We start from the raw sequence: 11,104 nt of genomic DNA on the forward strand, positions 1-11,104 counted from the left end.
ATGAGTGCATCGACCCATTCCACTCACCGCCCTTGACTGAGCTGCTGCACGCCCCTGCCCGCTCCGAGCCGCGCTGCGGCCAGCGCGCTCAGGCCGACCATCGCGGCTGCCGTGCCGAGACAGGCCGGCAGCCCGCCGAGCTGGTAAGTCAGCCCCGACAAAAGCGTGCCGAGCAGCCGGCCGGCAGCGTTCGACATGTAGTAGAAACCGACATCCATGGTCACCCGCTCAGAGGTTGAGAATGCAAGGATCAGATAGGAGTGCAGTGAGGAGTTCACCGCAAAGATCGCGCCGAACAGCAACAGCCCCGCGACCACGCTCAGTGTGAGCCAGCCCGCCGGCGCCCCGGCGATCCAGACCAGCCCGGCCAGCGCGGCGGGCACGACGAACAGCGCCAGCGCCCAACGGCGCGCCTCGCCCACCAGCTCCGGCTCGGGCCGCTCCGCGGCGCGCAGGAGCCGTGGGGCCCAAGCCTGCACCGCGCCGTAGAGGATGGTCCAGATGGCCATGAAACTACCGATCATGAAGAAGGCCATGCGGTTGCTCGCCTCCGAGCCATCGGACAGCACTGCGTAGAAATAGATCGGAATGCCGACCACGAACCAGACGTCGCGCGCACCGAACAGGAACAGCCGCGCCACCGAAAGCCAGTTGATGTTACGGTCCTTGGAGAAGACCTCCCGGAACTTCGCGCCCTTGCGGCCTTGCGGCAAACCCCGCGGCATGCGCAGCAGGATGACGACAAGGATCACCGCGAGGGCTGCGGCCATCGCCAGCACCGATGGTACGAAGCCCACGAGCCCCAAGAGCGCTGCGCCGAGCAGGAAGCCCAGCCCCTTCACCGCGTTCTTCGAGCCGGTCAGCACCGCGACCCAGCGAAACAAGCCGCCCTGCCCCTTTGGCGCGAGGATCTTGACCGCGCTCTTGGCGCTCATCTTCGAGAGGTCCTTGGCGACGCCGGACGCCCCTTGCACCGCCATCACGTAGGCGACCGAGGCCCAAAGCCCCCAGCTGGGGTCGAGCGCCGCAAGCGCCAGAAGCGCCGCGACCTGAAGGCCGAGCCCGGCATAAAGCGTCGACGTCAGCCCGAAGCGCGCCGCGATCCAGCCGGCCGAGAGGTTGGTAACCACGCCCGCGATCTCGTAGAGCAGGAACAGGTAGGCCAGCTGCACCGGCGAGAAGCCGATCGTGTGGAAATGTAGCAGTACCAGCATCCTGAGCGCGCCGTCGGTGAGCATAAAGGCCCAGTAGGCGGCGGTGACCGCGATGTAGGCGGAGAGCCCCTCTGGCCGGGCGGTCACAACCGTCCCCCAACCATGCGCGCCACGTCGACAAGGCGATGTGCATAGCCCATCTCGTTGTCGTACCAGGCGTAGATCTTCACCTGCGTGCCGTTCACCACCATGGTCGAGGGCGCGTCGATGATCGATGAGCGCGTGTCGTTGACATAGTCGGCCGAGACGAGTGGGCGCGTCTCGTAGCCGAGGATGTCCCTCAGCGGTCCCTCGGAGGCCGCGCGCAGCAGGTCGTTCACCTCCTCCACGCTGGTCTCGCGCTCGACCTCGAACACGCAATCGGTAAGCGAGGCGTTCAGAAGCGGCACCCGGACGGCATGACCGTTCAACCGACCCTTCAACTCGGGATAGATCAGCGTGATCGCGGTGGCCGAGCCGGTGGTGGTGGGGATCAGCGAGTTGAGCGCCGAGCGGGCGCGGCGCAGGTCCTTGGCGGGCCGGTCGACGATGATCTGGGTGTTGGTGACGTCATGGATCGTAGTGATCGAACCATGGCGGATGCCCAGACCTTCATGGATCACCTTGACCACCGGGGCGAGGCAGTTGGTGGTGCAGCTCGCCGCCGTGACGATGTCATGCGCCTGCGGATGATAGGTCGCGTCGTTGACGCCGTAGACGATATTGGCAGTACGCCCATCCTTGACCGGTGCGCTGACCACGACCTTCTTCACACCCGCGGCAAAATAGGGCGCGAGCTTCGCCTCGGTCTTGAAGACGCCGGTGCAGTCGATCACCACGTCAACACCGTCGAGCGGCAGATCCTCAATGCGCCGCTCCGCATGCACCGGAAGGCGGGTGTCGTCGATGGTGATGCCGGTCTCGTCGGCAGAGAATGCAGCAGGCCAGCGGCCATGCACGCTGTCGAACTCGAGGAGGTGCGCATGCATCGCCGGATCGCCCACCGCGTCGTTGATCCAGACGATGTCGGCGCCGCTTTCGAGGAGGGGGCGCAGGGCGAGCTTTCCTATCCGGCCGAGGCCGTTCAGCGCGTAGGTGGTCATTGCGGGTCCTCTTGTGTCGAGAGATCGTCGACGGCGCGCTGGATGGCGAGCCGGTCGAGCGTTGTGAAATCGAATGTGGTAAAGAGTTCGATGCGGCGGCGCAGCGCGCCGTAAACTTGGTGATAGACAAGCCGCCGCTCGGGCTCGGTCCCGGTCACCTTGACCGGGTCGGGCTGGCCCCAATGCCCCGAGATCGGCTGGCCGGGCCAAGCCGGGCAATCCTCGTTGGCAGCGCGGTCGCAGACGGTGAAGATGAAATCGAGCGCAGGTGCCCCGGGCGCGCGAAACTCGTCGACGTTCTTGGCGCGCAGGCAGGAGGTGTCGTGGCCGTTCGCCGCCAGCACCTGCAAGGCCATCGGGTTCAGTTGAGACTGTGGCATGGTGCCGGCCGAGAAGGCGTGAAACCGATCGCCGCCGATGTCGCTCAGGATCGCCTCCGCGAAGATCGAACGGGCGGAATTGCCCGTGCAGACGAACAATACGTTGTACGGTCTATGGGTCATGAAGGGGCCTCCAGCGGTAGGCGAGCCATGAGGAGAAGAAGTGGGGCACAGCGCCGGGCGGCTGCGGCAGCAATCCTCGATCAGGTAGCCGAGCAGTCCGCCCGCCTGCTCCATGTCCGCGCGGTAAAGCAACGAGCGGCCCTGCCTGATCTGCGCGATCAGCCCAGCCTGCCTCAAATCCGACAGATACGAGGACAGCGTGTTGGCACGAGCCCCCAGCACCGCCGCGATCTCGCCCGCAGGCACCGCATCAGGATAGCGGCGCATGAGCATCCGGAACACCGCAAGGCGTCGCGGGTGGCCTAAGGCGGATAAGCGTTCGACGTGCGTTGATTCCATATTTCGAGAATATTGGAAATATAAGTGGGTGAGAAGCGGAAATTGGTCTCTTACGTTCGTTGATCGAGCATTCTATTCCCGCTCCGATGAAGCGTTGTGCCGATGCTGCCATGCTCATACGAGGCCCCGAAAGAAGTGGAGCGGAGCCGGGCATTCGGCGCGCTTTGTGGACTGTCCTCATCGATTACCCACGCACGGGAGGGCTTCAGCTCTGTCACCGCACCGACATGCGGCGTTGATACAAGCTGGCCTCAGCTGTCGCAGCGGGCGAGATGGAGATCAGCAGTGCGTCGCAGTCATATCGCAAGAGACATCAGCTACGCGGGTAGCGCGCAGGGCCGTGCGGGTCGCTTGGCAATCCGCACGCTGGAGCTTGCCGGCGGCCGCAATAAGTTGCTCCGCCGTGCGCATGGATACGACGCCGACTTGGCACCGGGCCGGGATATCTGGAGCGTCATGATGGCGCGTTTCGGTCTGAGCCTCGACGTGACCCAAGGCGCACTCGCAACGATCCCGGCCACTGGCCCCCTGCTTGTTGTGGCGAACCACCCTTACGGCATTCTCGACGGGTTGATCATGGGTCACCTGCTATCCAGCCGACGGGGAGCGGACTTCAGGATTCTGGCGCATCGCGTGTTCGGTGGCGCCCCCGAGATTGCCGAGGCGGTGCTGCCGGTCGATTTCGATGGGACCCGGGCGGCAGCCCAGCAAAACATCTCTACCCGTGCGAAAGCGCTGATGCAGTTGGCCGAAGGCGGTGCAATCGGCATTTTTCCAGGCGGCACCGTATCGACCTCGGCCAAGCCATTCTCGACGCCACTCGACCCCAGATGGCGAAACTTCACCGCCAAGATGGCGGCACGGCCTGATGTCACCGTCGTCCCTCTGTACTTTGAGGGTACGAACTCTCGCCTGTTCCAGCTTGCAAGCCATGTGAACTACACGCTGCGCATGGGCCTGATGCTGCGGGAATTTCGCGCTCGCACGAACAGCGTGGTTCGCGTCGCGATCGGCGATCCCATTTCCCGTGCGACACTGGATGCCCATCGCCATGATGCCACATCGCTGATGACGGTTCTGCGACAGTCGACCTATGCGCTTTCGAACCGCTCTGTGGCTGGTTACGGACACGAGTTCGAACGGCGATACAGCTCGGGCAACTCGGTGCGGTTGGGCGACGTTCAGCCCTCTGTGCCGCAGATCGGCGTCGCATGACTCCACCTCGCGCCCTGAGGGGCCTTCGATGCGGGCGAGAAACGCCCCCGGCGATCTGAACGTCCCGAGATGTGATCATGTGGGCTAACGCTGGAGCGACCAGACGTTTGATCAGGGGCGGCCCGTTGCCCGCACTTGGCTGATGTTGCCAGCAAGGAACGGCAGGCTTCGAATGCCGGCCTTCCTTAACCGTGGTCACCCCAAGGCGTACCCGGCCCCGCGCACGGTCCGCAACGGATCGTCGCCGCCATGAGCACGAAGCGCCTTGCGCAACCGCCCGATATGGACATCCACGGTGCGGGTGTCGACATAAACGTCGCGCCCCCAGACCCGGTCGAGCAGCTGCTCGCGACTCCAGACCCGCCCTGGCCTCTCGAGAAACGTCGCCAGAAGCCGAAACTCGGTCGGGCCGAGCTTCACGTTGTAGCCGTCGCGCCGTACTCGATGTGTCTCGGAATCGAGCGCGATCCCCTCGAAACTGAGCATCTGGCCGAGGCTGGCCGGGCGCGTGCGGCGCAGTTGCCCCTTCACACGGGCCATCAGCTCGGTAATGGAGTACGGCTTGACCACGTAATCGTCTGCCCCGGTCTCCAGGCCACGTACCCGGTCGACTTCCTCGGACCGTGCCGAAAGCATGATCACCGGCACGTCGCGGGTCTCGGGCCGGCTTTTGATCTGCCGGCAGACCTCGATCCCCGACACGCCCGGCAACATCCAGTCGAGCACCACGAGGTCTGGCGCCTCCTCGGCCACCAACAGCAGCGCCACGTCCCCGTCCTCAGCCTCGGAGATGCGGAAGCCCTCGGACTCGAGGTTGTAGGCCAGCACCGCGCGCTGCGACGGCTCGTCTTCAACGATCAGGATATGGGGCTGCAACTCGGGCATTTTCTTACTCCAGTTTGGAAAGATATGCGGTGGTGTCGCCCTTCGGGCGGTCCTCGTCGGGCATCTGCCCGGTGACGAGGTAGATCACCTGCTCGGCCATGTCGGTCACCAGATCGCCCATCCGCTCGATGTTCTTGGCGATGAAATGCAGATGCAGGCAGGCTGTGATGGCGCGCGGGTCTTCCATCATGTGGGTCAGGAATTCGCGGAACAGCGCGTTGTACATCTGGTCCACGTCCCGGTCGCGCAGCAGCACCTCCTGCGCCAAACCGTCGTCGTGGGTGACGAAGGCATCGAGCGTGTCGCGCAGCATGTTTTGGACCTCGCGGGCCATGCGCCTGAGTGCAGCGTCCGAGCCTTCGATCGGGCTCAACTCAGCCAGCATGCTGGTCCGCTTGGCCATGTTCTTCGCGTAGTCGCCGATGCGCTCGAGGCTTGTCGAAATCCTCAGGACCGCCAGCACCAGGCGCAGATCGCCCTCGCAGGGGGCGCAGAGCCGCACAATCCGCGGCAGGTCGCACTGGATGTGACGGCCGAGCGCGTCGATCGCCCTGTCGCCCTCCCGAACCACCGCTGCGGCTTCGAGATCCCGGGTCACAAGGCATTGAAGGCCGTCATAGATCGCGGCTTCGACCAGACCGCCCATCTTCAGGATCGACGCCTGGATCTGCTCCAGCTCGCTCTCGCGAGACTGGCAGCCATCTTGCATGAACCGCATCATTGAGTGCTCGACAGTGTTCGTCGCGACGGCAGGGGCCGCCGGCAAGCTGCAAGGAAACGTGTGTCGGGTGCTCCCTGTGTCGTGGCGGATCGGACCGGATAGACCAGTCCGCCTCGTTTCGCTTGCGACTGGAGGTGGTCTGATGTCGGGGGCGGCACCAGACCGCCCCCGACAAGTCGATTACATCGCGCTCATGGTCGTGCCGTTGGCGACTTTCTCTTGGGTCGCGGCGAGCTCGGGATCAGCGACGAGGCCGTAGGCCGACAGCGGGCCATCGGGGCCGGCGATTTCGTCGGAGACGAAGAACTCAGCATATTCCTGGAGACCCGGGATCACGCCGAGATGCGCCTTCTTGATGTAGAAGTAGAGCGGGCGCGACACAGGGTACTCGCCCGACGAAATGGTCTCGGTCGAAGGCTCGACGCCCGACATTGTCGCGACCTGAAGACTGTCCGTGTTGTTCTCGTAGAAGGACAGGCCGAACACGCCGATGCCGTTCGGGTTGGCCTCGATCCGCGCCAGCGTCTCGGTGTAGTCGCCGTCGATGTCGACCGACACGCCGTCGGTACGAGTGGCCATGCAGGCGCTCTCGGCGGCGTCCTCGTCCATGCCGGCATCCATCATCGCCTGCATTGCGCCGGTCTCCTCGCAGCCCGCGAGCAGCACCTTTTCCTCGAACACTTCGCGGGTGCCGTGCTTGGTGCCGGGGATAAAGGCCAGGATTTCCTGGTCGGGCAGATCGGCGTTGACGTCCGACCAGCTGGTGTTGGGGTTGGCGGTCATCTCGCCATCGACGGGGATCTCGGCGGCCAGCGCCTGGTACCAGTCGGCGGGGGTGAAGGCGAAGCTCTCGCCATCGATGTCGGAGGCGAAGACGATGCCGTCATAGCCGATCCGGACCTCGATGATCTCGTTCACGCCATTGGCGGCGCAGGCCTCGATCTCACCCTCGCGGATCGCGCGGGAGGCATTGGCGATGTCGATGCTGTTCTCGCCCACGCCCTCGCAGAAGCGCGCGAGACCAGCCGAGGAGCCGCCCGATTCCACGACCGGGGTCGGAAAGTCGAAGTTCTCGCCGAAGGCTTCGGCGACGATGGAGGCATAGGGCAGCACGGTCGAAGACCCGGCGACCTGGACGTTGTCGCGGCTTTGGGCCGTGGCGAAGCCCGCGGTGGCGGCGAGAATAGCCGCGGTCGAGGCGGTCATTTTGACGAAGGACATGGATCGCTCCTGTTGTTCATTCCCCCGAAGGTCCGGTTTGCGGGCCTTCGTTGCCGCCCGGATAGGCGGACCGGTCTGCATCTTCGTGACAGTCAGACGAAGCTTTCGTGACACCGCTCCGGCCCGTGGCGATTTGCTGGGCGGTTGATGCGACTGGCGATCCGCGCGCCCGCTCGATAGGGCGCGAGCTGTCCGGGTAGGCGCGTCGGTGCGGTGATCTCGCGTGCGGGAGCCTTTTCCTCGTGAAGGATCGACCGGAGGCGCGACCAGTCCAGCTCCCCAGACATAAGGGCGCGGTAGAAGCGGAACAGGCCGGGACGAAGGTAGGCAGCCCAATGGCAGATACGCCTTGCCGGCGGAGCTACCGTGTAGCCGGCGGCTTGCAGTGCCGCGAGGCTCGGGGCGTGATCGATCCGCAGCGTCACACCGGTCTCGCCGTCGAGCCCACGGTGGCCGATCATTCGGGTGCCGTGACCGGTTGGTCCGATCCCCAGCATAGCGATCAGGTCGAAGACGTCGTTCTCTCGCGTGGTGACGGTCAGGCAGCGTGAGCTCCGCCCGGCCGGGCTGTCGAGCGCCCGCTCCGCCGCTGCCGCGAACTCGGCTGGGGCGAGAAGCAGCGCAAGATCAAGCGCACCGGGTCTGGATTTTGACAGCCCGTCAAGGATCACTCGCGCGCCCAGCGAATGCCCGATGGCATGGACAGGGCGTCCCGGCGCGATCCGCCGGATCTGGGCCAGCAGATCCGCGAGAGCGCTACCGGCGCGGGCGGCTTCGGCATAGGCCGACCAAATAGTGCCGCGCGCAGACCAACCGAAAGAGATCGCCAAACCCTGATCCCGTGCGCCGCGGCCGAATCCGAGGTGACGGGGCCAGCTCACCATTCGGGGATAGAGATCGCGATGCCGCGGCGAGAGCGAGAACAGGGTCTCGTGCGGGCAATGCAGCGAATGGCCTGGCTGGTACTTGTAGCCATGCACCATCACCACCACGGCCCCCCTGCCCACGTCTGGGGCGAGTAGAGCGCGCGCGAGCACCGAGGACAGCGATGGTGACTTGGTATCGGCTGGGACCGGGATCTCGCCCCGGGCATCGATCCGCAGCAGGGACATGGGCAAGCTCCGACTGTTCACGATCCCGCAGTTACGGCAACGCCGTAATGGTTTGACGACCAAACCATTACGGCGCGATGAAACTCGTGAACTGCGCCTGAGGCCTATCGGCGGTCGATCAACAGGATCTTTTTGTGATCCATCTCGGGGTGTGGGGAAGCGCGTTGAACGATCTACGAACACGAATGGGCTTCCATATCAGCATCGCCGAAGGGCCGGACGCCCTGACACTGCTTGTCGAGGCAACCGATCGACGGAAGGCGTCCTGACCGCGCCGACGAAAAGCACAGACCGCGCCCGCTTGTCGGGACACGGCCCTTTATCCGCCGCGATCTGACGGCGAGGAGTGAACGTCCAAACAGGTTCAGCCAGGGTCAGTGCGCGGCAACTCGCTCCACCTGAGCCCGTCCAGTTCGTTTGCTGGGTGCGGCCCTCCCCAAAGGCGATCATGAGACAGCCTCTTGGTCAAAGCGGTGAGCGGGACGGCATCGCGCATTGCGGGTCTCCATCTTGCTGCCCCTCGAACCAAGCATGAGATCATGAAGAACCAAAGACACCCTATCAGATCCGTATCTTGGGGAAGCGTACACCAGCGGCAGCGCCATGACGCTCACCCGATGGCCTGCATCAAGACGCCCTCGCCTCCCTGCCTTGGTCATACCCAATAGTGTATATACATTTTGCTACTTTATGGTATCATGATGACACGATGGGAAGAGGTCACCATGTCCGGAGAGACGAAGTCGCGGAAGAAAAACAAGAAGGACAGCCAGTTGGTCATCAGGATCAGCAAGGCGGAGCGGGATCGCTTCACGTCGCTGTGCGATGCGATGGAGACCCGCGCATCCCGCGAAATCCGTCGTTTCATCTGCGATTTCCTCGAAGAGCATGAAGGCCAACCCTAATCACCTGAGACAAAGGAAAGCGCTTCATGGCCAAGAAATCCGAGATCAAATCGCTCAAGAAAGAAGTCAAGCTGCGCGAGGCGAAAGTCGAGCGCCAGGAGGCCAAGCTGAAGGCCGCAAAGAAGGCGCTTAAAAAAGCCGCCTGAAGTCGAGAGTGCGCTTTCAGAGAGAAAGGGCTGGCCGGCCGGCCAGCCCTTTTGTGTGTCCGGACCGTGAAACAGAAAGGCCTTCGACGATGAGACCTGTGACAGACATTCCTGGCGTTGGGCCAGCCTTGGCGATGCTCTTGCGCGAGCGAAGGATCACCAGCGTCGCGGAGTTTGCAGCCACGCCGCCTGCTGATCTGACGACGATCCGAGGAATCGGAGAACAACGGGTGGAAGCGCTTCTCGCCGCAGCACGCGCGCTGCTTTCGGAGCAACGCGCAGCATCAGCGGATACGAAGCTCGAAACCCGTGTGGAGCCGTTGCCGAATGACGTGACCTCAGCCGCCGTTGGCGGCCCAAAGGGGCCTGATCTGACCGAGGACAAAGTCGACAAGAAGGGTGCGGCCAAGGGAAAATCCAAAAAGGGTTCAGCATCAAAACCGAAAGGCAACGAACAAAAAAAGAAGGGGCAGAAAAAGAAGGAACAGAAAAAGAAGGAACAGAAAAAGAAACCTGACGCCAAAAAATTGAAGAACAGCATGGCCAAGACAAAAAAGAAAAAGACAGAGAAGTCAGTAAACTCTCTCAAGGCAAAAAAGAGCAAGGTTTTGAAGAAGCCCAAGAAAAAATGACGCCGTTGCCTCTGGTTGATCAGGAAACAACTGGACCGAGGCCCGGCGCGCCGCGGCGCCCCTGAGGCAGGCGCGCTGTCACTCAGAGTTCACCATGCTGGGTTAGGATGGTGGCGCGTAAACGTTTGCCAGAGAGGAACCCCCATGCTCGACAGCATCACGAGAACGCGTTGGGCCGTCGTCTACATCCCCTTGGAGGAGCTTGAACCGACAGCCAAGCTGGTCGATCTTGCTAACTTGGGAACAGACCAACCTGTGCGGGCGGATATTGCCCATACATTGATCACCGGACGTTGCCTATGCGAGGTACTTGCGATCTATCCAACCGAGGATCTGGATGAAGCGCTCGAGACCTATCGCGCCGCCAATGCCAGCAAGATCCCCGGGCTTTGAGGCGGGCACCCTCGACCGAATTGCCTGCCCCTGCACTGCCGCAACGAGAAACTGTAATCAGCTACAGCGGCCGAAGTACCAGCCTTGACCGCTTCCGCAGGACCAGCTGATAGCCCGAAGCAGGCGGGACGTCACATTAGAAAATACGTATTCTCAAGCACTTGGTTCACTGAGTTCCGTGCTGGCAGCTCGCTCCTCGATCCAGCTGCTAATCGCCGCGCACGATGCACCGTGACACGTGGCAATGGCCAGCTGGCCTCTGGCCTCCGCGAAATCCTTCATGGGGTGGCTTCGAGGGGCACCAGCGGGTTTGTACCACACCCATAGGACCCGTCCTGTGTCATCGACTTCAGCGATGTATTCCGGTGCCGTGCTCATGGTCGGCCTCGCTTAATTTCGAACGAGCGCCATTTTGGCACAAAACCATATTCCCGGAAACAGCGTACTAAGCTTGCAGACGACACGTCACGACCCGCAGCTTTGGCGGCACATCGTATCAGAAGCATTCCAATGGGCTCGGAGAATCTGAATGGCGCGGGTGCCAGGATGCAGACTTGATGCTGCCGGGCCGGAGAAGATCTTCCGGCCCGGCAACGATCAAACCACTGCTACATCGTTCCAATCGTCCAGAAGAAGGTTTCTCCCGAGCTGTCATCGACACCGTCATTGTCGGTCGAGACCCAAGCTATGCCATCCGCCGCGATGGCGAGGCCTTCCACTTTGTCCACGACATAAC

General features: G+C 63.0%; 11 protein-coding genes. 4 read left to right on the plus strand and 7 right to left on the minus strand.

What is annotated here, in order from left to right:
- Nucleotides 1–23 precede the first annotated feature (23 nt).
- Genes arsJ through CJ301_RS17845 form a run of 3 tightly spaced genes read right to left on the minus strand, consistent with a single transcriptional unit; the run spans nt 24 to nt 3,138 of the window.
- Complete coding sequence (arsJ, locus tag CJ301_RS18525; protein ID WP_110522090.1) at nt 24–1,301, minus strand: organoarsenical effux MFS transporter ArsJ; 1,278 nt, start codon at nt 1,299–1,301, stop codon at nt 24–26.
- On the minus strand, nt 1,298–2,296 hold the full coding sequence (locus CJ301_RS17840) for an ArsJ-associated glyceraldehyde-3-phosphate dehydrogenase (protein WP_099278698.1): 999 nt from the start codon (nt 2,294–2,296) through the stop codon (nt 1,298–1,300). The genes arsJ and CJ301_RS17840 overlap by 4 nt, the downstream gene beginning before the upstream one ends.
- Nucleotides 2,293–3,138: a helix-turn-helix domain-containing protein gene (locus CJ301_RS17845; protein WP_099278699.1), complete on the minus strand. Its 846-nt coding sequence runs from the start codon at nt 3,136–3,138 to the stop codon at nt 2,293–2,295. Before CJ301_RS17845 ends, CJ301_RS17840 begins: the two co-directional genes overlap by 4 nt.
- 285 nt (nt 3,139–3,423) lie before the next feature.
- Between CJ301_RS17845 and CJ301_RS17850 the strand changes: the two genes are divergently transcribed.
- Nucleotides 3,424–4,353 (plus strand): lysophospholipid acyltransferase family protein, encoded by a 930-nt coding sequence (locus CJ301_RS17850; RefSeq protein WP_254050201.1) that lies wholly within the window; start codon nt 3,424–3,426, stop codon nt 4,351–4,353.
- A gap of 195 nt (nt 4,354–4,548) precedes the next feature.
- On the opposite strand, the gene phoB is transcribed toward CJ301_RS17850, so the two are convergent.
- The 4 genes from phoB to CJ301_RS17870 all read right to left on the minus strand — a co-directional run bounded on the left by phoB (nt 4,549) and on the right by CJ301_RS17870 (nt 8,292).
- Entirely contained in the window at nt 4,549–5,238 is a 690-nt protein-coding gene (gene phoB, locus CJ301_RS17855) for a phosphate regulon transcriptional regulator PhoB (protein ID WP_099278701.1), read from the minus strand.
- 4 nt (nt 5,239–5,242) lie between these two features.
- The gene (gene phoU / locus CJ301_RS17860) at nt 5,243–5,947 is read right to left on the minus strand and encodes a phosphate signaling complex protein PhoU (protein WP_099278702.1); all 705 of its coding nucleotides are present in this window, start codon (nt 5,945–5,947) and stop codon (nt 5,243–5,245) included.
- 192 nt (nt 5,948–6,139) lie between these two features.
- The gene (locus CJ301_RS17865; RefSeq protein WP_099278703.1) at nt 6,140–7,180 is read right to left on the minus strand and encodes a substrate-binding domain-containing protein; all 1,041 of its coding nucleotides are present in this window, start codon (nt 7,178–7,180) and stop codon (nt 6,140–6,142) included.
- A gap of 92 nt (nt 7,181–7,272) precedes the next feature.
- Nucleotides 7,273–8,292, minus strand: coding sequence for a DUF726 domain-containing protein (locus CJ301_RS17870; protein ID WP_099278704.1), 1,020 nt, complete (start codon nt 8,290–8,292; stop codon nt 7,273–7,275).
- A gap of 725 nt (nt 8,293–9,017) precedes the next feature.
- Here CJ301_RS17870 and CJ301_RS17875 point away from each other — a divergent pair.
- The 3 genes from CJ301_RS17875 to CJ301_RS17885 all read left to right on the plus strand — a co-directional run bounded on the left by CJ301_RS17875 (nt 9,018) and on the right by CJ301_RS17885 (nt 10,368).
- Nucleotides 9,018–9,197 (plus strand): hypothetical protein, encoded by a 180-nt coding sequence (locus CJ301_RS17875; protein ID WP_099278705.1) that lies wholly within the window; start codon nt 9,018–9,020, stop codon nt 9,195–9,197.
- Nucleotides 9,198–9,432: 235 nt separating this feature from the next.
- Entirely contained in the window at nt 9,433–9,975 is a 543-nt protein-coding gene (locus CJ301_RS17880; protein WP_099278706.1) for a helix-hairpin-helix domain-containing protein, read from the plus strand.
- 144 nt (nt 9,976–10,119) lie between these two features.
- Complete coding sequence (locus CJ301_RS17885; protein ID WP_099278707.1) at nt 10,120–10,368, plus strand: hypothetical protein; 249 nt, start codon at nt 10,120–10,122, stop codon at nt 10,366–10,368.
- Nucleotides 10,369–11,104 lie beyond the last annotated feature (736 nt).

The sequence above is a fragment of the Limimaricola cinnabarinus genome (assembly GCF_002723615.1).
GTDB lineage: Bacteria > Pseudomonadota > Alphaproteobacteria > Rhodobacterales > Rhodobacteraceae > Limimaricola > Limimaricola cinnabarinus_B.

Coding starts and splice junctions, on each gene's coding strand:
- CJ301_RS17840 (WP_099278698.1), bottom strand. CDS start 2,296: ATGACCACCTACGCGCTGAACGGCCTCGGCCGGATAGGAAAGCTCGCC.
- CJ301_RS17845 (WP_099278699.1), bottom strand. CDS start 3,138: ATGGAATCAACGCACGTCGAACGCTTATCCGCCTTAGGCCACCCGCGA.
- phoB (WP_099278701.1), bottom strand. CDS start 5,238: ATGCCCGAGTTGCAGCCCCATATCCTGATCGTTGAAGACGAGCCGTCG.
- phoU (WP_099278702.1), bottom strand. CDS start 5,947: ATGCAAGATGGCTGCCAGTCTCGCGAGAGCGAGCTGGAGCAGATCCAG.
- CJ301_RS17865 (WP_099278703.1), bottom strand. CDS start 7,180: ATGTCCTTCGTCAAAATGACCGCCTCGACCGCGGCTATTCTCGCCGCC.
- CJ301_RS17870 (WP_099278704.1), bottom strand. CDS start 8,292: ATGTCCCTGCTGCGGATCGATGCCCGGGGCGAGATCCCGGTCCCAGCC.
- CJ301_RS17875 (WP_099278705.1), top strand. CDS start 9,018: ATGTCCGGAGAGACGAAGTCGCGGAAGAAAAACAAGAAGGACAGCCAG.
- CJ301_RS17880 (WP_099278706.1), top strand. CDS start 9,433: ATGAGACCTGTGACAGACATTCCTGGCGTTGGGCCAGCCTTGGCGATG.
- CJ301_RS17885 (WP_099278707.1), top strand. CDS start 10,120: ATGCTCGACAGCATCACGAGAACGCGTTGGGCCGTCGTCTACATCCCC.